The sequence below is a fragment of the Mucilaginibacter tolerans genome (genome assembly GCF_030519375.1).
In the GTDB taxonomy this organism is placed as follows: Bacteria; Bacteroidota; Bacteroidia; order Sphingobacteriales; family Sphingobacteriaceae; genus Mucilaginibacter.
In genome coordinates, this window is sequence record NZ_JAUMKB010000007.1 from 242678 (window position 1) to 267249 (window position 24572).

Here is a 24572-nt window from a genome sequence, read left to right on the forward strand (position 1 = left end):
CTATTTTGCTAATGCCTTTTTGAAAGCCTTCAGGCAACGTTCCCGTGCAAAAGCATGATCAATAATGGGTTTTGGATATTTGCTGAAGTCAGCATACTCTGGAACCCATTTTTTTATGTATTTTAATTCAGGGTCAAACTTCTTAGTTTGTGAATCAGGGTTAAATATGCGGAAATATGGAGCCGCATCGGTGCCGCAGCCTGCCGCCCATTGCCATCCGCCTACGTTGCTTGCCATTTCATAATCCAGCAGTTTTTGAGCAAAGTAATGTTCGCCCCAACGCCAGTCTATCAACAGATCTTTACTTAAAAAACTGGCCACTACCATCCGGACCCGGTTGTGCATATACCCGGTGTTGTTTAATTCACGTATGCCAGCGTCTACCAGCGGATACCCGGTTTCGCCATTGCACCAGGCTTTAAATTGTTTTTCATTGTTCTCCCATTTAATGCGGTCGTATTCGGGTCGGAAGGCGTGATCCAGTGTATGCGGGAAGTGGTACAGGATCATCATATAAAACTCCCGCCATATTAGTTCATTTAGCCAGGTTTTATCAAGCTCCTCATTGCCTTTTTGCGCCAGCTCACGGATGCTTACCGTGCCGAACCTTAAATGCAAGCCGATATGCGCAGTGCCTTTGTGTAACGCCGGGAAATCCCTTGTTTTAGCATAATTATTTATTACTTCTTGATAATCCTTATCGGGGAAAACTCTATCACTTCTTTCAAACCCCATCGATTTTAATGTGGGAACAGCAAAACCGGGATGTTTATAAAGATTCTTCAGATATTTTTCGGTGGGATAAGATTTTAAGTAGAAATCACTCAGCTTTTGATACCATTTGTTTTTATAAGGTGTGTAAACAGTATAAGGCTCGCCGTTTTCTTTAATAATCTCGCTCTTTTCAAAAATAACCTGGTCCTTATAGGTTTTAAAATTGATATGGTGCTTTTGTAATTTTTCGGCGATAGCATCATCACGTTGTTTGGCATAAGGTTCATAGTCGTGATTGGTATAAACTGTTTCAATGGTATGCTCCTTCAAAACCTCATCCCAGGCTTTTTCTGCGTCATCATATTTTACCAGTATTGAGCTGGCATGCCTATTTAATTCCTGTTTTAGTTCTTCAATGGTCTGATAAATAAAGGTAACACGGGCATCATCCCGGTCCTGTAATTTGTCGAGTATAGCCCGATCGAAAATAAAAAGGCATAATACCGGATTCTTACCTTTCAGTGCGTGATATAATCCTGAATTATCACCAAGCCGTAAATCGCGGCGAAACCAGAAAATGTTGATGGTAGCTTTATCCATAGATTTGCTTTAAGGCACCCACTAACTCAGGATACTTAAATGTAAACCCATCCATTTCAATTTTCTCAGCTGAAACGCGTGTACTACCCAATACAATTGTACTCATTTCGCCCAACAGCAATTTAAACACAAATGAGGGAACTTTTATCGGCCATATTGGGCGGTGTAATTGTTTACCTAGTGCCTTTGTGAGCTGTTTGTTGGTAACAGGGTTAGGTGCTGCCATATTATAAACACCCGACAGGTTGATCTTTTCTATTGCATATAAATACATATCAACCACATCCTGCCAGTGTATCCATGGTACCCATTGTCTGCCGCTGCCCAATGGCGCACCAAATCCAAGCTTTATTGGCTTAGCCATTTGCATCAGCGCGCCTTCACTTTTATTTAGTACAACCCCTGTGCGGAATTTCAATATTCTTAAGCCCAGTTCCTTGCCTTTATCTATTGCATCTTCCCACTCAATGCAGCATTGCGCCATGAAATCGTTTTTCGGGGGACTATCTTCGGTTAGTAGTTCATCACCCCGGTCGCTGTAATAGCCTATACCCGACGCAGAAATAATAGTGTTTACCTGGTTGGATTTACTTTGTATTAACCGATAAATCAAATTTATGGACCGGCTACGGCTATCAATTATCTCTTTTTTGCGCTTATGAGTCCAGCGTTTGTCTGCAATATTTTCACCGGCCAAATGTACGATAGTGCCTATGCCTTCGAGGCAATGGTCATCAATATGGTCTTTGTTTACATCCCACAAATAAGTTTTCACTTCGGGATTATTGCCAGATTTCCGACTAAGGTGACTTACGGAATACCCCTGCTTTAATAGTTCCTCAGTAATCAACCGGCCAATCATGCCGGTACCGCCTGTAATAAGAATGTGTTTGTTGTTTTGTACTCGTCCGCTCATAAATGCCCCTGCAAAATACTTAAATATTATTTAGTTGGATTTTACCAGGGGTGCCTTCCCCAAATTTCCGGCGTGCGCCGTCTCATAACTGGATTTTGCTGCTTGCTTGAAAGTGAGGCACGGCACTGTAATTACGTCCCTTATCGAGTTATCACGGCATATACAATCATGTTTTAAATTTTCAATAAGGCGTCTGGATTCAGGATAACTTAACGGCGTTAGGGAGTTACGCAGGTTAGAGGAAAGATGCGAGGTTAAAAAAGGTAAAATAACTATATCTGGCTTGGTAGTAGCATGAATAGCCACATGGATCAGCATCATTTGTTTGAAGGTCAGTATTTCGGGACCGCCAATATCAAATCTCCGGTTAAATGTGTGCTCGTTCAATAGGCTTTTCTCAATATATTGTAATACATCGCTGGTCGCAATTGGCTGTATACGTGTTTTAATCCAGCTCCTGGGGACCACTAAAGGCGTTTTGGAGATCAGGATATTAAACATTTCCAAAGCCGCACTGCCTATCCCGACGATCATGGATGTGTTCAGAACTGTAAGCGCCGGTTTGCCGTTGCGTAAAATGTACTCCACATTAAGCCGTGAATCGCTGCTTGTTTTATCATTGATGTCGCTTAGGGTGATCACTTGCCTGCAATTGGTTGGTGCGATCACTTCCATGAAATTTTGGGCCGAAAGTGCGGCGAGCGCGCTGAATTCAGAGGTTTGGGTATAGGTATTGATAAGATAACAGGCTGCATCAATATCTTCAGGTAATGGGTCGATGCTTTGACGGCGCAGCAAGTCGCCCCCCAATACAGTTACAGCGTATGCATGGGGATGATTGTTGAGAAAATGATTTTTGTCACGTACCAGGCAAACCACATGGTGCCCCTTTTCGAGCAGGATATGGATCAAATGTGTGCCGATGTAACTATTAGCACCTGCAAGCAACACTTTCATGCTAATGCAACAATAAAATCAGAAAGGTGTTTTTGTGATTAAATATTAGTCTGACAAAAAAATCTAAATATTTACGCTATCGACTACTACTACTTTTGAGCACAGCGGTTTAGCATATTGCTCCGCAAAAATTACGTGCACGGGGTCGTGCTGATAGGCTTCTTCCGCTTCCAGGTTATCAAACAACAATAATAAGGAAACATCATACGAGCGGTCTATTACATCGCGGTTGGTATGGGCAGGCACACCGATGTGCATATCGCGGATATGAGCAATGGGAATAAGGGTCTCAAGACCTTCTATAAGTTTTGCTTTATCTTCTTTATTTTTTAACCAGAAGTGTACGTGGTGAACGAAGGTGTTATGAAGAAACATAAGTATCGGTTTTAATGCTGAAAGATGGCAATAAATTGCAAAGGCACAAAGAACAACTACATATTTATGCAAAATGTTCTATCACATGCGGTTTGTAAGTATCCGTTTTTACCCTTGCCTTTAGCTCATGCAGAATATTGTACAACCCAAAATTGGTGCGGTTCACATAAATAAAATGCTTTACGCCACGGGCCTGTTTAAACTCGGGCATTTTAGAGACTTTTTCGCCAAAGCCATAAAGCTCATCAAAAAATGCGGTCTCACCAAAATCAAAATGATCGTTGATATAAGGCTTGGCAAATAGGCCGATCATCTGCTTATACATTTTATAATAGAATTCGATCTGCGCTGGTGTATCGTCATTATGGATCATATCCAGCTGACGAAATGCCTTGATGGTTTCTTCCTTGTTTTCCATCAGGCTTGTTGAGGTAAGCGAGAAGAACGGATAATAAAAATCTTCCGGCATTTCCTTAATACAGCCAAAGTCGATGATGCCCAGTTTGCCGTCAGAGGTGATCATGAAATTACCCGGATGGGGGTCAGCATGAACAGCACGCAATTCATGCTGCTGGAAATTATAAAAATCCCAGAGCGCCTGACCAATGCGGTCGCGTAATTCCTGCGATGGGTTAGTCTTTAAAAATTCGCGCAGGTGTTTTCCTTCAAGCCAGTCCATCGTAATGATGCGCTTGCTGGAAAGCTCGGGATAGTATTGAGGGAACACCACATTGTCGAGTACAGAGCAGGCTTTTGAGAACTCAATAGAACGGCGAACCTCTAGTTCATAATCCGTTTCTTCCAGCAGGCGTTCCTCCACTTCCTTCATGTATACATCCAGTTCTTTTTCGCTCATGCCCAGCATGCGGAAAGCTATGGGCTTTACCATTTTCAGATCGGATGAAATAGAATCGCCAACGCCTGGATACTGAATTTTAATTGCCAGGTTTTTGCCGTTCAATTCCGCCTGATGTACCTGTCCAATGGATGCCGCATTGGACGAATGGATATTGAATTTGTCAAAAATCTTATCGGGTGTTTTGCCAAAATATTTTCTGAAGGTCTGCACGATGAGCGGACCGGACAACGGAGGCGCATTATACTGCGATTGGCTGAATTTATCTACATAAGCCTGGGGCAGCAGATTTTTATCCATGCTCAGCATTTGGGCAACTTTGAGTGCACTGCCCTTCAGCTCGCTTAAGGATTCGTATATATCTGCGGCATTATTCTCGTTTAGCTCTGTTTTATCCAACTCGGGATTAAAAAGTTTTTTGGAGTAGTGCTTGATATAATTGCCCCCTATTTTAAATCCCGTTTTTACAAATTTGGCCGACCGTTGTGCTTTGCTGGTCGGTATGCTGTTTTGCTCTTTAGGCTGATTCCCGTTCATCTTTTTCCTCTCCGTTAAATAACCCTGCCAGAACCGCTGGTGTTAGGTTAGTGTAGTCATCTATCACCAAATCCACAGGGTACAAGTCGCTAGCCGGGTGACCGGTAGTGATCCCTACTACTTTCATACCTGCGGCGTTTGCTGCTTTGATGCCCGCCAACGAATCCTCAAATACCACACATTTTCCGGGCGGTATGTTCAGTAATTCGGCAGCTTTTAAAAATATCTGCGGATCGGGTTTAGGTTTGATTACCATCGAGGAGTTAACGATCTCGTTAAAATCATCGCGAATGGGCACTTTATTCAATATGAAATCAATGTCTTCCACGGTCGCTGAAGTGGCCATAGCCATTTTTACCCCATCGGTTTTTAACTCAGCCAGGAAATTTTCAAGGCCTTTAATGGCAACCAGATGCGGTGCATATTCCTGCCTGTAAAACTCCTCTTTTTCGCGGAGTAATTCTTTCAGATATGCCTCATCATGGTCCGCGCCAAATATCCTTTTCAGCGTTTCCATAATGGGCACGCCGCTTATTTCGGTATAATAAGTATGCCTGCTTAATTCGTCTTTATGGTATTTCCTGAACAGCGCTTGCCACGATATAAAATGAAATGGCGTATTATCGATCAGGGTGCCATCCATATCAAAAATGGCCGCAAACGTAGTTTCAACAGACTTCTCCCTTGGAGAAGATTCAGTGAGGACCGATTCATTATACTCCAAAGCCCATCTTTTCTGCGATACCACCGTTTTTGGCTAAAAACTTGCCATACTCAAACAGGTTATCAATCGGTGAACGTTGAAACAGGTCGAAAGTAACATTAATGCCTTTTTCAATGGCTTCATCGGTTTTCTCAAACCCGGCAGAACTATCATTGATCCAGAAATGCAGTATAAAACCGAATTGCACCCAAAGGGCATCTTTGTATCGTTTACTAAAGAATTTGCGGTCGGATAATTCGCCCGACTCCAAACCCTCATTCAAAATTTCGATGCAAAAGCTCTCAAAAACTGTTCGCAACTCAGCAAACACTATTGGGGTGGTTATTCCTTTTGGCTGTTTGTTTATGCAGTAAACGGCGAAGCTGCGCTGCTGTTTCAGCAATTCAAAAAAAGCATAAAAGAAACTCAATGCTTTTTCACGAGCTGAATACTGCGCCCAAACTTCCTGCCCTTTAACTTCCGTCAGCGTTTTATCGGCAATACCGGTCCAGATATTTTGTTCCAAAGTTTTGAATGACCCGAAATGCGAATAAAATTCGGCTTCGGTCATTTTATTTTTTTTGGCGAAAATATATACCGATTTAGGCTCTTCACCCTGGGTGAGTACATAATCGATGTACGCTTTTTTGATGCTTTCAGTAGTAGCCATGATGAATTTATTATGAATAATTTATCGGATAAAATTAGGACATCCAATTTGATAAAATGTCATAATTATCTATAAATAACGATGATTTTAGGCAGATAGTTTTGCCAGAATAAATGTTTACCCGATGTCAAATAATTTGCGGTTATTAGGTGAAACCCGTAAATTATTGCAAATTTGTAGGTTAGTTAGTCCCGCTAACCGACAGGGGAAGTACAATGAGTGAAAAAACAATACTAGTTTGGTTCAGAAACGATCTTCGCGTTCACGACAACGAAATATTGTTTGAGGCTACCCGAAAGGCCGATAAAGTACTCCCGGTATATATTTTCGATCCTTTTTATTTCAAGACCGCCGCGTTAGGGTTATTAAAAACAGGGAACATCCGTGCCAAATTTTTGTTGGAATCTGTAGCCGACTTGCGCGGCAATCTGCAGAAACTGGGCGGCGATCTGATAATAAGGATAGGTAATCCCGCTGAGATCATCCCGCAACTGGCACAGCAGTATGAGGTATCAGAAGTTTACCATCACCGCGAAGTAGCTTTTGAAGAAACACAGATATCTGAAGAAGTTGAGGCTGCCTTGTGGAAGATAAAACTCAACCTGAAACACTTCATAGGTCATACGCTCTATCATAAAGAAGACCTGCCTTTCCCGATAAAAGATATCCCTGATAGTTTTTCCATATTTAAAAAGAAAGTGGAGCGTGATAGCCAGGTTCGACCCTGCATCGAAACTCCGGAACATATTTATACACCTGAGATTGTTGATGCCGGAAATATCCCAACATTAGCCGAACTTGGTTTAACAGGGCCGGTAGATGATCCACGCAGCGATTTTCATTACGAAGGTGGCGAATCAACAGGTCTATTACACCTGGAGCAATACATTTCCAGGCAATCATTAACTGGTGCAACAAAAGGGAATAAGCATAGCGACCATCCTTCACGATTGTCAGCATGGATATCACTGGGTTGCCTTTCCATGCGTTGGGTGTACCGTGAAGTAACCCATGGAAGCCACAATTCTGGGTCGCCCTTAGTGCTCGAACTGCTTTGGCGGGATTATTTCCGCTTTATGTTCAAAAAGCACGGCAAACAGTTTTATAGCGCTGAAAGATTTAAAGATAATGATGACCCTGCGGCAAACCAGGAAGAGCTTTTTGACAAATGGAAGGTAGGTAATACCGGTGTTCCTTTGGTAGATGCCAGTATGCGGCATTTGAATGCAACAGGTTATATTCCTAACGACAATCGACAAGCCGTGGCAGTTTACCTTGCCCATGAATTGAAAGTTGACTGGAGAAAAGGCGCTGCCTACTTTGAAGAAAAACTGATCGACTATTCCCCCGCAAGTAATCTGGGTAATTGGGCCTTTGTCGCCGGAGTGGAGCATGACCCAAAAGATACCCGCTATTTCCTATCACCTAAACAATTAAGCGACCTGGATTTACAGGCTCAATATATTAGCACCTGGCTGCCGGAAGCGTTCGCCGAACAAGTCTGATTTTATTGTCCAAAATACCGATGAACTAATTTTAATTGAGTTAGTTAATACCGTTCGGTATATTAAAAAGTGCTTTTTCCAGGCATTATTGTGCTTTTTAATAAAAAACTGTCTTTTTTACGTACTAATAGTTAAGTTTTACAAATAAATTTCCAAGTTTCTAAACCTATATGCTTAGATTTGTACCATCTTTAAGATTGGTATTCAAATGGATCGCCTAAATTATATTAACAGCGGCAACGCTGCCTACATTAATTCTCTCTACGAAACTTATAAACAAGACCCCGAATCGATAGATTTCGGATGGCAAAAATTCTTCGAAGGGTTCGATTTTGGTCGTGAAACACCTGCTCAGGCAGCTTTAGGAGAAGAAACTCCGGAGCATTTTTTGAAAGAGATCAATGTGCTGAACATGATCAACGGGTATCGTACCCGGGGACACCTCTTCACCAAAACAAACCCGGTTCGTGAACGCCGCAAATACTTTCCTGGCAAAGAGCTGGAAACTTTCGGACTAAGTGACGCAGACCTGGATACGGTTTTCAATGCAGGCGTGGAAGTTGGACTCGGCCCGGCCAAATTAAGCGATATTCGTGATATGTTGGAGCAAACCTATTGCCAGTCGATAGGTGCTGAATACAAATACATTCGCAACCCGATAAAAATAAAGTGGTTTGAGGACCGCATGGAGAGCAGGCGCAATACACCTTCTTTTAACAGGGAGGAAAAGCTGAAAATGCTGGATAAGCTGAACCAGGCTGTAATTTTTGAAAGCTTTCTGGGTACAAAATTCCTTGGACAAAAGCGATTTTCACTCGAAGGTGCAGAGGCTTTGATCCCTGCGCTGGATTCGGTTATACAAAAAGGTGCCGACTTGGGTATACAGGAATTTGTGATCGGTATGGCGCACCGCGGCCGTTTGAACGTGCTGGCTAATATCATGGAAAAAACCTACAAAGAGATATTCTCTGAATTTGAAGGTAAAAACTATGATGAAGAAGCCGGTTTTGGCGGAGACGTAAAATATCACCTGGGTTTCTCTACTGATGTTACCACAAACAGTGGAAAAAATGTCCACCTGAGTTTGTGTCCTAACCCATCACACCTTGAGGCTGTTGACCCGGTGGTTGAAGGCCTTACCCGCTCAAAGATCGACTTTAAATATGGTGAAGACCATACCAAAATAGCTCCGATACTGATTCATGGTGATGCTTCTGTAGCTGGTCAGGGTATTGTGTATGAGGTTTTACAGATGGAAAAACTGGAAGGCTACCGCACAGGGGGCACCATCCATTTGGTGATCAATAACCAGATTGGTTTTACCACAAACTTTAAGGATGCGCGCTCCAGTACCTATTGTACTGATATTGCCAAAACAGTGTTGTCGCCCGTATTCCACGTAAATGGTGATGATGTGGAAGCATTGGTTTACGTGGTCAACCTGGCAATGGAGTTCAGGCAGACATTCCACGACGATGTGTTCATAGATATTTTATGCTACCGTCGTTATGGTCACAATGAGTCGGACGAGCCTAAATTCACGCAACCACTATTATACAAAGCGATAGAAGCGCACCCGAACCCACGTGATATTTATTATCAGCATTTGCTAGATCAGGGTACCATCGATGCTAAACAAGGCGTCGCAATGGAAAAAGGTTTCCGCGATGTATTGCAGCAAAAGCTGGACGAATCAAAAGCCGAGGATAGATTTACCGATACCATCCCGATGTTCGCAGGAGCATGGGAAGGGTTACATTTAGCTACTGATACCGATTTTTCCGCACCGGTAAATACGGGAGTAGCGAAAGACGAACTGTTGAGCATCGGCAAAAAAATAACTGAACTGCCAAAAGGAAAAGAGTTCTTCAAAAAGATAGAAAAACTTTTTGAAGAGCGCGCTAAAATGGTAAATAGTACCCATGTTTTTGATTGGGCAATGGGGGAGTTACTTGCTTATGGTACTTTATTGAAAGAAGGGCACCCGGTACGCTTAAGCGGCGAGGACGTAAAACGCGGTACTTTCTCACACCGTCATGCGGTTTTAACGCTGGTTGACTCGGAAGATGAATATACACCCCTTGACACCTTAGATACTGAAGCAAAATTCAGCATATATAACTCACTGCTGTCAGAATATGGTGTTTTGGGTTTTGAATATGGTTATGCCCTGGCAAACCCTAATGCACTGACTATCTGGGAAGCACAGTTTGGAGACTTCTTTAACGGAGCGCAAATTATTGTTGACCAATATATTGCCAGTGCCGAAACCAAATGGCAGCGTGGCAATGGTTTGGTAATGTTGCTGCCTCATGGCTACGAAGGTCAGGGCCCTGAGCATTCATCAGCGCGTATTGAGCGTTTTATGGAACTTTGCGCCGATGATAATATTCAGGTGGCTAATTGTACAACTCCAGCAAACTTCTTCCATATTTTGCGCCGTCAGTTGCACCGCGAATTCCGTAAGCCATTGATCGTGTTTACACCAAAGAGCTTGCTGCGTGCCCCTAAATGCGTATCGCCGCTGGAAGAATTTACCGACGGCAAGTTCCAGAAAGTGATCGACGACAATTACGCAGATCCCAAGAAAGTAAAACGAGTGTTGTTCTGTTCTGGTAAGATCTACTACGAATTGTTAGATAAACAGCAGGCCGATCAGCGCAAGGATGTAGCCATTGTTCGTGTAGAACAATTATATCCTACTCCTGATCAGCAACTGATGAAGATCAAGGCTAAATACAACAAGGCCACTGACTTTATCTGGACACAGGAAGAACCGGAGAACATGGGTGCATGGCCTTATATGTGCCGTAAATTCCGCAAAAGCGAGCTGCAATTAGATGTGATCTCCCGTAACGAAGGAAGCAGTACAGCTACTGGTTTTGCGAAACAACATCAGGCGCAGCAGTTGCACATCATTACTAAAGCATTTGATGTGCCGACAGGTAAGCCTGCAAAAAAAACGACAGAGAAAGAAGCTAGCGTAGCTAACTGATTGTTATACGTATGACGTGTACGTTATGCGTTAATTTTTGACTTTTAATAAATGCGTAGAACGTATAACGTAACACGTACAACCTATATATAATATGAGTTTAGAAATAAAAGTTCCGCCGGTTGGCGAATCGATTACCGAAGTAACACTGTCACGCTGGATAAAGAAAGACGGCGATGCTGTTGCGATGGATGAAGTAATTGCTGAATTAGAGTCGGACAAGGCTACTTTTGAGCTTACTGCCGAAAAAGCCGGGACTTTAAAAACTATTGCTAAAGAAGGCGACGTCTTAGCTATCGGCGCTGCTGTGGCAAGTATCGAAGAAGGTGGGGCTGCACCATCTACTCCAAAGGCGCAGCCTGAAACAGCCGCTAGTGCTCCAACTCCAGAGCCTGCTACTGCTACTGCTACTAGTACCGAAGGCGCCTCATTACAGGTAAAAGTTCCTGCAGTCGGTGAATCGATTACTGAAGTGACCCTCTCGCGCTGGATAAAGAAAGACGGCGATACCGTTGCCATGGATGAAGCTATTGCTGAACTGGAATCGGATAAGGCTACTTTTGAGCTTACTGCCGAAAAAGCAGGTATTTTGAAAACAATCGCAAAAGAGGGTGATGTATTAGCAATCGGTGCTGTGGTTTGTATCATTGAAGGTGCCGGCGCTGCTGTAAGTTCACAACCGAAAATTGCAGAGCCTGTAACTGCTACCGCCGCTGCAACTGAAAAAACATATGCGTCAGGTACACCATCACCTGCTGCTGCAAAGATATTGGCTGAGAAAGGTATAAATCCCGCTGCCGTTCCCGGTAATGGTGTTGGCGGAAGGATCACCAAAGCCGATGCGCTGACTGCTGTTAATGCCGATTTGGTTTCTGAGAATCCCCAAGGTGGTAAGAATGTAGTTGCTGGTGCGCCTAAAGTGGAAGTAAAAGCACCGGAGCCTGTTAAGTCGCTCGACCCGAGAGGTGAACGCCGCGAAAAGATGTCATCATTGCGCAAAACGGTTGCCCGTAGATTAGTGGCCGTGAAAAACGAAACTGCAATGTTGACTACTTTTAATGAGGTAGATATGTCGCCGATCATGGAACTACGTGCTAAATACAAAGATAAATTCAAAGAAAAACACGGTGTGGGTTTAGGCTTTATGTCGTTCTTCACCAAAGCAGTTTGCGAAGCGCTGAAAGAATGGCCTGCCGTTGGCGCACGCATTGAAGGCGAAGAAGTAGTTTACAGCGACTTTGCTGATATATCAATTGCCGTATCCGCTCCAAAAGGGTTGGTTGTACCCGTTATCCGTAATGCAGATAGCCTTAGCCTGGCCGGGATAGAAAAAGCAGTTGCTGCTCTGGCTGTAAAAGCCCGTGATAACAAATTGAGCCTGGAAGAAATGACCGGCGGTACTTTTACCATTACCAACGGCGGTGTGTTCGGTTCGATGATGTCGACACCCATCATCAACTCACCGCAATCAGCTATCCTGGGTATGCACAATATTATTGAGCGCCCGGTTGCATTGAATGGGCAGGTCGTGATCAGGCCGATGATGTATGTGGCATTATCTTACGATCACCGGATCATTGATGGCCGTGAATCGGTAAGCTTCCTGGTAAGGGTAAAACAATTGCTGGAAGATCCCTCCAGATTGTTGTTGGGTGTATAATAAACAACCCTGTCTATAAATCATTAAAACCCGGTATATCCGGGTTTTTTTATTTCCTCTTTTTCATAAATATTATTTCTAGTAAAAAAATGTTATAACGCATATAATATTCGGCCATTCGTTACCGTTTAATTGTAACATTCCTGTTACGATTTCGTATAAGGGATTCATTACTAATGTATTGTGAGATTCTGGCAGTTGAAGGCGAAGTGAGTTTGTATAGAAGAAAGAATTAACCCCCTATAATACTATGAAAAGGCCCCTAATTATTATAACGGCAATATTAGCTGTTCTTTATGCTTGTACGCACGATGTGATTAAACCTTCAGGTTCCTCTACCTCCTCATCAGGAACCGGAACAACTTCGGGAACGGGCACTGGCACCGGGAACGGTTCAGGAAACGGTTCAGGAACATCTTCAGTCTGTTTTCAAACGGATGTACTCCCCTTATTTCAAACGTATTGTGCCAGTACAGGATGCCATGATGCGGGTACTGCACAGGAAGGCCTGGTATTAACTAACTATGCTAATATCATGAAGGGTATTTCTGCCAATAACCCTAATGATAGCAAATATTATAACGTTATTTCTGATGGCTCAATGCCACCACGGAATTCGCCAAAATTATCAGCCGCCCAAGTAGCAACAATACTCAAATGGATCAATCAGGGCGCCACGAACAATACTTGCACAGTTGCAACATGTGATACTACCAAAACTACGTATACCAATGGTGTCTCTCAAATCTTCGCCACCTATTGTAACGGTTGTCATGGCGTCGCACCAGGTTCGGGAGGGGTTGTTCTAAGCGATTATGCCAGCGCCAAAACAGCGGGCACTACTATGAAGGTTAATTTTCTGAATGCGATAAACTATACCTCTACAACCAGTGCAATGAATATGCCCCAATCGGGCAAATTACCTGATTGCCAAATCACCCAGATAACTAAATGGATCAATAACGGATGTCCTCAATAAACAGATCATGAAAGCGTTGCAATATATTTCCGTCATGTTGATTGTGATACTGGTAGTAACGGGTTGCTATTATGATCACGCCGATTTAGTATACCCGCAGCCCACCAATTGCTTGGTAAGCAATATAACATACAGTTCCAGTGTGGTAGGCATACTTCAAACAAATTGTTACAGTTGCCACAGCGGCTCAGCATCAGCTGGTGGTGGTATTAAACTCGATAATTATACCTCATTAAAAATTTATGTCACCAACGGCCAATTGATGAATTCTATTAATCACACCGGTGGTATCCCTGCAATGCCCTTAAGTGGGTCGCAGCTATCTGCCTGTGATATCTTAACTATAAAAACCTGGATAAATAATGGTACCCCTAATAACTAATTAAAAAACGCAAAACAATGAAAAAGGCAATCTTATCTCTTATCTTATTTTCGGGCATGTGTTTTCAACTGCATGCTCAAAAGATATATTCTACTAAAACGGGGCAGATCAAGTTTAACGCGAGCAGTCCGCTCGAAAAAGTAGCCGCAGTGAATGACCAGGTAGACAGTAAAATGGTTGATAAAACCGGCCAGATAGTTTTTAGTGTCCTAATCAAGAGTTTCAGGTTTGAAAACCAGTTGATGGAGGATCATTTCAACGAGAACTATATGGAAAGCTCGAAATTCCCAAAGGCTGAGTTCAGAGGATATATAACCAATGCATCGACTCTGAATTTTGCAAAAGATGGGAAGTATCCTGTAAATTTTGATGGCACCCTCACCATTCATGGCGTTCAGCAAAAGGTGACGGCAAGTGGTATCATGGCGATAGAAGGCGCCAAGCCAACGATAAGCGGTTTGTTCAAAGTCAAAATAAAGGACTATGGCATAACCGGCTCTTATATTGGAAATAAAATTGCCGATGAGGCTGAAATATCTGTCAACTGTAAATATGAATAGTAATGAAACTGTTTGTACGCATGATAAGGTTTCAAGGAGGCCTTATTGCACTGTTGATAGGTATTTGTGCAACTGCATTTAAAGCTAACGCTCAGAACGTTGACCTTTTCAAAATGCAAGATGAGCAAAACAAAAAGGATGCTAAAGAGAAGACAGATATTACTACATCTATTTTTAAAACAACCAGGCTGATTAATGGTCAGTCGATAGAAAACACAGGTGCCGGCATTTTAGATCTTAAAATATCACACCGTTTTGGGACGGTCAATAGCGGAGCTTACAATTTTTATGGGCTCGATCAGGCGTCTATGCGCATTGGGTTGGATTATGGTATTACTGATCGTTTGGAAATAGGTGTAGGAAGGAGCACTTATAATAAGGAATTTGACGGTTTCTTTAAGCTCAGGATACTAAGGCAGTCGACGGGGAAAGTAAATATGCCAATTTCTATCAGCATAGCTTCAACTGCTATGCTAAGTACGATAAAAGGGCCATCGGTATCTTACCCGATAAATTTTTCTGATCATTTGAATTTTGCCAACCAGGTATTAATAGCAAGGAAATTTGGCGATTACTTTTCGTTTCAGCTAACGCCAACTATGGTGCATTACAATATTGTGGCCACCAAGGCTATTCCTAACGATCTGTATTCGTTAGGTACTGGTTTTCGTTTGCGTTTGTCGAAAAGGGTCAATCTGACGGGCGAATATTATTATCAGCAGCACCCTTTGCAGGGATATCATAACCCGGTATCGCTTGGGTTTGATATCGAAACCGGCGGACATGTGTTCCAGTTGCATTTTACCAATTCGACCGGAATAAACGAGAGAAGCTTTATTACACAGACAGATGGCCGCTGGCAAAACGGCGCAGTTCATTTTGGCTTCAATATATCAAGGGTATTTACCATAGTTAAACGTAAGAGTGTTAAGTAAAGAAAAATAGGTTATGAAAAATAAGATCGTTTGGGCGCTGATTATAGTGGTGGTGTTGGGAGTAGTAAATATTTGGTATTACGTATTTCAGTATTCAAAAACACATCACCGGGATGTAGCAAATGAGGTGGCGACGTTAGTTACTTCAGCACAATTAGTTAAGGATTTTCAATCGGATGAGAAAGCGGCTAATGTTAAATACCTGAATAAAGCCATTGAAGTAAAAGGGGAATTGCTACAGGAGAATAAAGATCAGTCGGGCAATATTACGCTGACATTAAAAAGCGGGGACCCGTTTAGCAATATTTTCTGTACGTTGCAACCTGGCTTGCCACTGCCTGTTAAGGGATCGGTAATAGTTGTAAAAGGGGTTTGCACAGGTTTTTTGAGTGATGTGGTATTAAACAACGCTATTGTTGTCAAGTCTGTTGAATAAATAATAAACCCGGCATAGCCGGGTTTATTATTTATTCTGAACTTTATTTCTTATTTGGAATTATAGCAGTTGCTTCAATTTCTACCAATATATCATCCCTGAATAGCTTACTAACCTGAACTAGTGTACTAGCAGGGGGATTTTTTATGTTTATAAATTTATCCCTGACTGATCTTAAAGTTTGAATCTGGTTGACATCAAGAATATAAAATCCCAGCTTAACAACATTGTCCATTTTTCCGCCGGCATTTTCAACTATATTTTTGATGTTCTGAAATGCTTGTTCTGCTTGTTTTCCAAAATCCCCTTTCCCAACAAGGTTGCCTTGGTTGTCAATAGCCACTTGTCCCGAAATGATCATCATCCTGCAAGTACCCAGATCAACCTCTACGGCATGCGAATAGCCTTTTGGCGCGGATACTGAAGATGGGTTGAGAAATTTCACCAGTGAAGTATTATTCTGTGAAAATACCAGCGTCGTAATAAATAACAAAGGTAGAAACAGAAGCTTTTTCATTTGTAATGCTATTAAGGTTTAACAAACATCTCAGCTCAAAATTATTTCACCAATTTTTTTAACGCTGTTACGAATCCTGAATGTAATCCTTCATGAAAAGGCAGAAAAGTGATTGCGTCATCAATATTTGTAAATTCTACCCCGTATCTTACTGTCCATGCAGTATAATTACCAAATACACCACTATTATAATCGTCTTCTAATTGATCGAGGGTTGCGAACAAGAGGGTTTTGATGTTTTCTATTTCGGCTTCGCTGAGCGGTTCCCCAGGTTTGGTACCTGATTTAAAGGTATTGATAAAACCTTCATCTAACCGCGGAGCCAACCCGGCCCTGATATAACATACGCCTTGTTGCGCGGCTACCAAATGGCCCAGGTTCCAGATGATATTGTTATTAAAGCCTTCAGGGATTTTGTTAAGCTGTTCGGTAGTAAGGTCTTTTAAATGGTCGAGCAGAAATGCCCTGGTCTTTCTGATGATTTCAATTTGTTTGGTCATGGTGCGTAAATATAGATTCATTTCTAATTATTATCAATAAATTAGCCCGTCAACCAATTTGCCGGATCATTCCCATGACAACCTGTACAAAAGCAATTGCCTGCTTATTCGCTTCTGCTGCGCTGTTTAGTTCCTGTAAAAATCACCCTACCGGGGATGATTCCGGGTGGCGGGTTTATGGCGGATCAAAAAAGTCGCAACGCTATTCATCGCTTACGCAGATCGATATAGACAATGTGAAGCAACTGCAGGTAGCATGGGTTTATCATACTAACGATGCGGATATGAAGGCGCATTCGCAAATACAGTGTAATCCGATAATGGTGAATGGATTGCTTTATGGCACTACGCCTAAACTGCGTTTGTTCGCTCTCGATGCGGCTACGGGCAAACAGAAATGGATATTTAACCCGGCAGGAAATACCAATGCAACGCCCTCGAATTTTGGGATGAACAACAACCGGGGTGTTACCTATTGGGAGGATGGGGATGACAAGCGTATTCTATATTGCGCCGGATCAAATATTTATACGGTGAATGCAGAGACAGGGGAGCTGATCACAAGCTTTGGTAACGAAGGTAAAATTGATCTGCATAATGATCTCGGTCGGGATGCAAAAGATATGTACGTGACGGCTACTTCGCCGGGAGTTATTTATAAGGACATTTACATTATCGGTAGCCGTGTAAATGAGACTGCGGATGCCGCACCGGGGCACATACGGGCATACGATGTTCGTACGGGTAAACTGAAATGGATATTCCATACCATACCCTATCCCGGTGAATTTGGATATGATACCTGGAAAGATACTGCAGCCTACAAACACATCGGTTCGGCAAACAGCTGGACAGGCTTTAGCCTGGATGAAAAAACAGGCGTGCTTTTTGCACCTACAGGCTCCGCGGCCTACGATTTTTATGGCGGTAAACGTAAAGGGGCTGGACTATTTGCAAACTGCTTACTGGCTATTGATGCATCAACTGGCAAATTGAAATGGCACTACCAGGTGATCCATCACGACATATGGGATAAAGATTTGCCTGCGGCACCTGTTTTGGTGACTGTTAAACACGATGGAAAAGATGTTGATGCCGTAGCACAACCTACCAAGCACGGATTCGTTTTTTTGCTTGACCGTGCTACGGGTAAACCGCTGTTTCCTGTAAAAGAGACGCCAGTTGAAACTAAATCAGAGCTGATAGGTGAGCAGCCATGGCCTACACAGCCGATACCAAGTTTACCTGTACCTTATGCGAGGCAAACCTTAACCGAAAAGGATATTAACCCATATTTATCCGATAGCTCAAAAGCTGAGGTTTTGAAAAGATTGAAGACCTATCGCTATGGGAATATGTTCTTGCCGCCGGGCAAAATTCCTTCGCTTATTTTTCCAGGTTTTGATGGCGGCGCTGAGTGGGGAGGGCCTGCATTTGATCCATCTACGGGTATAATCTATATCAACGCCAACGAAATGGCCTGGGTGATGACAATGATCGATGCCAAACAGGACATTCCAAAATCGGAGACGTTTAACATGGCGGGGCAGCGACTGTTTACCAATAACTGCATGGGCTGCCATGGGCAGGACAGAAAGGGAACAGGTAATTATCCATCGCTCATCAATGTCGGCTTAAAATATAAAGACCAGCAAATAAGTGACCTGCTGCAATCGGGTAGGCGTATGATGCCATCTTTTAAACAATTGAGCGACCCAGAGCGACAAGCCATTATATCCTATATTACTGAAAATAAAAAGAACGGTATCAAAGCTTTCGTGGCTGTTCATAAACAGGTTGATCCATACATGGATATTCCGTATCAGATGACTGGCTATAACAAGTTTCTGTCAAAAGAAGGTTATCCGGTTATTTCTCCGCCCTGGGGCACACTGAACGCCATCGACCTGAACACCGGCAAAATGGTTTGGCGTATCCCGTTGGGTAATGACCCTGTTTTTGAGAAAGTCGCCAAAACACCTACAGGAACGGAAAATTATGGCGGTCCGGTTGTGACAGCAGGTGGATTGGTATTTATTGCGGCAAGCAAGGATGGTAAGATTAGAGCATTTGATAAAAGGAACGGCAAGGTGCTTTGGGAAGCTAAACTGCCCGCACCGGGTTTTGCTACGCCATCTGTTTATGAGATAGGCGGTAAAGAATATTTAGTGATTGCATGTGGCGGGGGTAAGCTCGGTACACAATCCGGCGATTCCTACGTAGCATTCGCATTGCCGGATTAATTATAATTTGATTAGAAAATGTGCTTTAAGTACCGGTAGGCGCAATGGCTAATAATTTTGCCTAAATTCGCGCCATCAATCTACACTTGATGCAGTTGTCCTATAATAATTCGCCGGAAAAATCTCAAAAAGCCATCTGGTATTTTTTATTGCTTTGGACGATCTTCAATGCTACCCAGGCTTACACATTAGAGGTTCATGCCGATGAGGCTTATTACTGGCTTTATTCCCGTTTTTTAGACTGGGGTTATTTTGACCACCCACCAATGGTGGCCATCTTTATCCGTATTGGTGATAGCTTGTGGCACAGTGAGTTTGGTATCCGCTTGATGACGGTGCTGTCCAGTACTTTATCTTTGTATATTTTTTGGCTTATCGCAAAAAAATATGAGGTTGAAGCCAAATGGTTTATCCTGGTGGTGTCAGGCATATTTATTTTCCATCAATATGGTTTTACCACTACACCTGATGCACCTTTGTTCCTGTTTACGGTGCTGTTCTATTATATCTATCAGAAATATATTGATGAGGATAAATTAACGTGGGCATTGTGCTTGGGAGTTATCATTGCGTGCTTGCTTTATAGCAAGTATCACGGGATATTGCTGGTCGGATTTACAGTGCTATCGAATATAAAACTACTCAAACGCTGGACTTTCTGGCTCATCGCCGGGCTAGCGGTGATACTATATATCCCGCATATTTTATGGCAGATTGATCATGGCTATCCATCCGTTAATTATCACCTGTACGAACAATCAACCTATCATTACCAGTTCTCACAAACGTCGACATACTTCCCCGGACAGCTTTTAATGGCTGGGCCAATCATCGGCGCATTCCTGTTTTATTATGGCTTCAAGGCTCGTATTAAAGATGCTTTTATCCGGGCATTAATGGTGAACGCGGTCTTTACTTTTCTTTTCTTTTTGTCGAGCAGCTTTAAAGGAGAAGTACAGCCACAGTGGACGCTTATCGCTTTTGCACCACTTGTACTACTGGTACTGATTCAATTTAAACAAGCGAACAACTGGAGGCAATGGTTTCAATGGGTGGCTATTGTTAACCTGGTATTTATTGTTGCGCTGAGAGTGATGCTGATGACCGCTTCTCCGCTGATACGGAAAGTGGGGCAACTGAAAAGCCTTTTTGGTTTTAAGCAATGGGCGTATGCTATAAAACAGAAAGTCGGCGATAATTATGTGATACTGAATGACGGTTTTCAGAATGCTGCCAAGTACGATTTTTATAATAATACCACCAAAGGGTTTGCTTATGACGAGCGTTATTACCGTTTAACCCAGTTTGATATATGGCCCATTGAAGAGGGGATGCAGCACAAGAAGGCTTATTGGCTTACTAAAGGCCCGGTGAAAGGTGTTACCACAGATACATTGAACACTTCGGGCGGCAAATGGTATGGCGGATGGGTGGATGAGGTACGCACCTATCAGAAAGTAAAGGTAGAGTTGCCTTCTCCTAAGATCAACGCGAAGCCCGGTGAACAGATCATTTTCGATCTGGATATCACTAATCCATATCCTTATACAATAAATTTCAGCAATTCAGGTTATCTGCATCAGTTAAGTTTTGAAGCTTGTTTGTTTAAGGAAGCAAACATTATACAGGTTCAGGAAGCTGGTGATGATTTTTATGAATTGACATTGAAACCACAGGAAACCAGGCATTATAAATTTAAATTTGTCGCGCCGGAACAAAAGGGGGAATATACGGTCATGTTCTCTTTTCGGACCGACCCTTTCCTGGGCAGCAAGAACAGCCGGATAATTAGTTTAACTATTGAATAGCTATCACATGATAAAAAAGCTCTACCTCTTAATTTTCCTTTCTTTACTTGGCTGTGGTGTTACCATGGCCCAGACAACACTTGACGTTAATTTTAGCGGATTGGGTTTCCTTGATAACAGGGAGTACAAGGATTTTGTATCGCGTTCGCGTACTTATTCAGGTACACGCACCGCGCTTGATTTCGGGTTGAATATTGATACAATTAACAGCTTTGTGGTGGGAGCCAATGCTATACATGAGTTTGGTGCAATACCTTATTTTTTAAAGGTGAACCCGATTGCCTACTATAGTTTTCATAACAAAAACTGGCTGTTCAATGCAGGTGAGTTCTCGAGAACCGGATTGATCGATAATTACCCCAGAGCATTACTGAATGATACGTTACAATACTACCGCCCTAATATCGAAGGTTTGTTTTTGCGTTTCCTGAACAATAAGAAAAACTTTACCGAAACCATGTGGATTGACTGGGTAAGCCGCCAAACAGATACCCAACGCGAGGAGTTTTTGATCGGATTGGAAGGTAAATACAGACCCAATCCATTTGGCCCATTCTATATCTCCCATTATTTTGTGCTGCTGCATGATGCCGGCGCAGCCATATTAACTCCGAACGATCATATTCAGGATAACGGCGGTGCACAGGTAAGGTTAGGCCTCGATTTTAGCCATAAGACAGTGCTGGATTCATTAACGATTGAAGCAGGGGGTATGGTGTCCTTAGACAGAACAAGAGGTGTCGATCAATTACAATCGCCAAAAGGATTTGTAGCAACCGCTTATTTAAGCTATTGGCGTGTAGCTGTATTTAATGAATTTTATGCTGGTCAGGGCAGCCACACAATGTTTGGCGATTCTTTTTATGAGAAGAAGTTTTATAACCGTGCAGATTTCATCATCACCCCGTTTGTGGCTAAAGGGCTTAAAGGGCAATTCGTCTTCACCATGCATAAAACACCCGGTTTTACCAGTAACCAGGAAGCTTTTAGGGTGACTTATGATTTGGGAAGACGAAAGATTGCAACTTTCAATTAAGTTGAAATCTTGAGTCGTAAGTCTTAAGTCCTAAGTAAAATGACACAGGACTTAAGACTTACGACTCAAGATTTCTTAGTCTCTTGAAACATCCCCGCTTCCTGATTTGGAAGAGGACACACTTTTAGCCCCGCCTGTATACCGGATATCGCCTGAGCCAGAAACAAATGCTGATACGCTGCCGCTGGCATTGATCGATGCATCGCCTGAGCCGGAAACACGAACTATCGTATTGACGGTAACCAAACCGCGAGCTTCATAATCGCCTGAGCCGGATACGTTTACTGCAGAGTTCTCAGCGTGGCCCGCAATCTTAACATCACCTGAACCAGATACACCGCTTTCCAGGTTTTTCACTTCTACTCGGCCGTACAAATCACCAGAACCGGATACCCGTAATCTTAATGAATTAGTGCGGATGCCTTCTTTGAAATAAACATCACCTGAGCCTGAAACAGCAATTGCGTTCAAATCTTTGGCAACAACATAGACCACGATCTTCTTGTGGTTACCGAAAATATCGCCCCAGTGAAAATTGTGGTCGTTTTTATTATAGATCTTTAAAACCCCGTTGTCAACTTCGGTAATAATATGGTCGATTATTTCATCTGGGGCCTCTACTTTAACCGATTCATTTGAGCCTTGTGTTATATACACATCAAATGAACCGCCTACGTCAACCGCATGAAAACCGGTAATATGCCGGTCTTCAATTTTACTCATATCTACGGTAATAGCATGATGAGGACGGGCATAAACATAGGCTGATCCTGGTAAAAGCAGCGCTATTAATAATATTTTGGTTAGTGCTCTCATTATTATTGCATTTTTGAAAATAAGACGCGGGCTGAAACAAAAGGTTGCATGAATATAGCAAAAAAATAAATACGTGTCATTGCCTGAACGAAGCAATGACGCGTATGCAGGAGATGACCATCAGTCTACCAATACGCCGATATAATAATTGAAAGTGTCGACTTCAATATTGTCTTTGGTTGCACCCTCAATAGTTACCGGAGTAAAACGCGTGGTCGGTTTAATGTATTGATAATCACCGCCTTTTGTTTTTACTCTTACAGGCATATTAAAGCCTTTGGCATCGGCCTGCCAACGCACGGCCAGTTTACCGTCGCGGTTAGTCATGAACTCCAGTATTGGCAGGTTTCTGTAGTGCAGGTATTGATCGAAAACTGATGACATATTTATCCCGGATTGCTCATCGATGTAATTGACAATATCATCATAAGTAACCGTTTGATGATAGAATGTTTTATTAAGTCCACGAAGAATGGAGCGCCATTTTTCATCGTCATTAATAATAGTACGCACCATATTCAGCAGATTGCCGCCTTTATAGTACATATCGCTAGAGCCCTCTTTGTTCACATTGTATGGGCCAACAATAGGGCGGTCGTTTGAGATAAGTAAACGTGTGCCATGCACATATTCCTGCCCAGCTTGTTTACCCCATTTGGTTTCGATAAATAAAGATTCAGAGTAATTGGTAAAGCTTTCGTGTATCCACATATCGCCCAGATCTTTTGAGGTAATGTTATTACCAAACCACTCATGGCCGCTTTCATGAACTACGATAAAATCCCATTTCAATCCCCAGCCAGTGCCTGAAAGATCACGGCCTAAATAACCGTTTTGATAATGATTGCCATAGGCTGTTCCGCTCTGGTGCTCCATTCCGAGGTGGTGTGACTCAATCAGTTTATACCCATCCTCATAAAAAGGATATGGCGCGAACCAGTGTTCAAAAGCTTTTATCATCGGTTTGGCGTTTTCGCCCCATTGCTTTTTGGCTTTCTCCAGGTTATAGCTCAATGGCCAGAAATCCAGCGTTAGTTTGCCTTTTTCGCCCTCATAGGTGTCGCTGTAGTGGGCATAATCGCCAATGTTAGCTTCAATGTCATAATTGTTGATCGGGTTAGCTACAAACCAGTCGAAGCGGGTATAGCCATCCTTCAGCTTGGTCACTTTTCGCAGGCGACCGTTGGATACATCCTTCAATCCCGTTGGTACACTGATACTGATCAGAGCACTATCTACCTCATCATACTGGTGATCTTTATTTGGCCACCACACACTGGCGCCCATACCCTGGCAGGCTGTGGATACCCAGGGATGTCCCAATGAATCCACGTTGTACTCAACACCGCCATCCCAGGGAGCGCGTTTAGCAATGGTTGGATTGCCTGAATAATAAACCGTAAATTCCTCCTTGCTCCCTTTGCTAATAGTTTGCGGGAAGGTTACAAACACCGCATTAAACTCGCGCGCGTAAGGTAATTCCTGGCCCTTGTAAACTACCTTCTCCACCTTCAGGTTCGCAAACAAGTCGAATTGTAGTTTGGTAAAATCCTGTGTAGCGGTAAACTTAAACAGTACATTGCCACTGATGAATTTGTTCGGGATATCGAACTTGACATCTAAGTGGTAATAGTTAATATCATAACAGGTACGTAAGGGAGTAAGGTAGCCCCTGAGCGAATCGGCACGTGTAAATGTTTCTTTATTGATCCCTAACTGCGCAAATGTATTTAGCGCGATCAATGATGCTGCGATGGTGAAGAGAATTGATTTCTTTATCATGGTTTAAATCTAAAGTCTAATTATAAAATGTTTCCAAAGTGTGCTGTGTCATCCTGAGGCTCTCGAAGGAGAGTGCGCACAGGCCGTCCC

Annotated in this window: 22 protein-coding genes; 11 read left to right on the plus strand and 11 right to left on the minus strand. The window is 42.7% G+C overall.

Annotation, left to right across the window (positions count from 1 at the left end; all coding sequences use genetic code 11):
- From Q3A68_RS12280 to Q3A68_RS12310, 7 genes are all read right to left on the minus strand, one after another.
- Entirely contained in the window at positions 1–1314 is a 1314-nt protein-coding gene (locus Q3A68_RS12280) for a cryptochrome/photolyase family protein (protein WP_302901382.1), read from the minus strand.
- Positions 1307–2230 carry a TIGR01777 family oxidoreductase gene (locus tag Q3A68_RS12285; RefSeq protein ID WP_302901383.1) on the minus strand — a complete coding sequence of 308 codons (924 nt, stop codon included), beginning with the start codon at positions 2228–2230 and terminating at the stop codon, positions 1307–1309. The genes Q3A68_RS12280 and Q3A68_RS12285 overlap by 8 nt, the downstream gene beginning before the upstream one ends.
- Positions 2231–2260: 30 nt before the next feature.
- Positions 2261–3187: an NAD(P)H-binding protein gene (locus Q3A68_RS12290; RefSeq protein ID WP_302901384.1), complete on the minus strand. Its 927-nt coding sequence runs from the start codon at positions 3185–3187 to the stop codon at positions 2261–2263.
- Between the two features lie 63 nt (positions 3188–3250).
- Positions 3251–3562 carry a Dabb family protein gene (locus tag Q3A68_RS12295; protein WP_302901385.1) on the minus strand — a complete coding sequence of 104 codons (312 nt, stop codon included), beginning with the start codon at positions 3560–3562 and terminating at the stop codon, positions 3251–3253.
- Between the two features lie 64 nt (positions 3563–3626).
- Entirely contained in the window at positions 3627–4955 is a 1329-nt protein-coding gene (locus Q3A68_RS12300) for an ABC1 kinase family protein (protein WP_302901386.1), read from the minus strand.
- Positions 4936–5703 carry an HAD family hydrolase gene (locus Q3A68_RS12305; protein WP_302901387.1) on the minus strand — a complete coding sequence of 256 codons (768 nt, stop codon included), beginning with the start codon at positions 5701–5703 and terminating at the stop codon, positions 4936–4938. Before Q3A68_RS12305 ends, Q3A68_RS12300 begins: the two co-directional genes overlap by 20 nt.
- Positions 5669–6328, minus strand: coding sequence for a TetR family transcriptional regulator C-terminal domain-containing protein (locus tag Q3A68_RS12310; protein ID WP_302901388.1), 660 nt, complete (start codon positions 6326–6328; stop codon positions 5669–5671). Before Q3A68_RS12310 ends, Q3A68_RS12305 begins: the two co-directional genes overlap by 35 nt.
- A gap of 215 nt (positions 6329–6543) precedes the next feature.
- On the opposite strand from Q3A68_RS12310, the gene Q3A68_RS12315 reads away from it, so the two are divergent.
- The 8 genes from Q3A68_RS12315 to Q3A68_RS12350 all read left to right on the plus strand — a co-directional run bounded on the left by Q3A68_RS12315 (position 6544) and on the right by Q3A68_RS12350 (position 15780).
- Positions 6544–7833, plus strand: a complete 1290-nt coding sequence (locus Q3A68_RS12315; RefSeq protein WP_302901389.1) for a DASH family cryptochrome — start codon at positions 6544–6546, stop codon at positions 7831–7833.
- 208 nt (positions 7834–8041) lie between these two features.
- A complete protein-coding gene (locus Q3A68_RS12320) occupies positions 8042–10828 on the plus strand; it encodes a 2-oxoglutarate dehydrogenase E1 component (protein WP_302901390.1) in 2787 nt (928 codons plus the stop codon).
- A gap of 94 nt (positions 10829–10922) precedes the next feature.
- Positions 10923–12488, plus strand: coding sequence for a 2-oxoglutarate dehydrogenase complex dihydrolipoyllysine-residue succinyltransferase (odhB, locus tag Q3A68_RS12325; RefSeq protein ID WP_302901391.1), 1566 nt, complete (start codon positions 10923–10925; stop codon positions 12486–12488).
- Positions 12489–12738: 250 nt separating this feature from the next.
- Positions 12739–13467 carry a c-type cytochrome gene (locus Q3A68_RS12330; protein ID WP_302901392.1) on the plus strand — a complete coding sequence of 243 codons (729 nt, stop codon included), beginning with the start codon at positions 12739–12741 and terminating at the stop codon, positions 13465–13467.
- Between the two features lie 7 nt (positions 13468–13474).
- The gene (locus tag Q3A68_RS12335) at positions 13475–13849 is read left to right on the plus strand and encodes a cytochrome c family protein (protein WP_302901393.1); all 375 of its coding nucleotides are present in this window, start codon (positions 13475–13477) and stop codon (positions 13847–13849) included.
- A 17-nt stretch (positions 13850–13866) separates the two neighbouring features.
- Complete coding sequence (locus Q3A68_RS12340; protein WP_302901394.1) at positions 13867–14409, plus strand: YceI family protein; 543 nt, start codon at positions 13867–13869, stop codon at positions 14407–14409.
- A 2-nt stretch (positions 14410–14411) separates the two neighbouring features.
- Positions 14412–15344, plus strand: coding sequence for a DUF5777 family beta-barrel protein (locus Q3A68_RS12345; RefSeq protein WP_302901395.1), 933 nt, complete (start codon positions 14412–14414; stop codon positions 15342–15344).
- Positions 15345–15357: 13 nt separating this feature from the next.
- Positions 15358–15780, plus strand: a complete 423-nt coding sequence (locus tag Q3A68_RS12350) for an OB-fold protein (RefSeq protein ID WP_302901396.1) — start codon at positions 15358–15360, stop codon at positions 15778–15780.
- A 43-nt stretch (positions 15781–15823) separates the two neighbouring features.
- Here the strand turns inward: Q3A68_RS12350 and Q3A68_RS12355 are convergent, their stop codons facing one another.
- Entirely contained in the window at positions 15824–16297 is a 474-nt protein-coding gene (locus Q3A68_RS12355) for a RidA family protein (protein ID WP_302901397.1), read from the minus strand.
- 41 nt (positions 16298–16338) lie between these two features.
- Positions 16339–16818 carry a DinB family protein gene (locus Q3A68_RS12360; protein ID WP_302901398.1) on the minus strand — a complete coding sequence of 160 codons (480 nt, stop codon included), beginning with the start codon at positions 16816–16818 and terminating at the stop codon, positions 16339–16341.
- A 53-nt stretch (positions 16819–16871) separates the two neighbouring features.
- Between Q3A68_RS12360 and Q3A68_RS12365 the strand changes: the two genes are divergently transcribed.
- From Q3A68_RS12365 to Q3A68_RS12375, 3 genes are all read left to right on the plus strand, one after another.
- Complete coding sequence (locus Q3A68_RS12365) at positions 16872–19040, plus strand: outer membrane protein assembly factor BamB family protein (RefSeq protein ID WP_302901399.1); 2169 nt, start codon at positions 16872–16874, stop codon at positions 19038–19040.
- Positions 19041–19129: 89 nt separating this feature from the next.
- Positions 19130–20848, plus strand: a complete 1719-nt coding sequence (locus Q3A68_RS12370; protein WP_302901400.1) for an ArnT family glycosyltransferase — start codon at positions 19130–19132, stop codon at positions 20846–20848.
- 7 nt (positions 20849–20855) lie between these two features.
- A complete protein-coding gene (locus Q3A68_RS12375) occupies positions 20856–21884 on the plus strand; it encodes a hypothetical protein (protein ID WP_302901401.1) in 1029 nt (342 codons plus the stop codon).
- A gap of 75 nt (positions 21885–21959) precedes the next feature.
- Here the strand turns inward: Q3A68_RS12375 and Q3A68_RS12380 are convergent, their stop codons facing one another.
- On the minus strand, positions 21960–22700 hold the full coding sequence (locus tag Q3A68_RS12380) for a head GIN domain-containing protein (protein WP_302901402.1): 741 nt from the start codon (positions 22698–22700) through the stop codon (positions 21960–21962).
- 120 nt (positions 22701–22820) lie between these two features.
- The gene (locus tag Q3A68_RS12385) at positions 22821–24482 is read right to left on the minus strand and encodes a M1 family metallopeptidase (RefSeq protein ID WP_302901403.1); all 1662 of its coding nucleotides are present in this window, start codon (positions 24480–24482) and stop codon (positions 22821–22823) included.
- Positions 24483–24572: the final 90 nt, after the last annotated feature.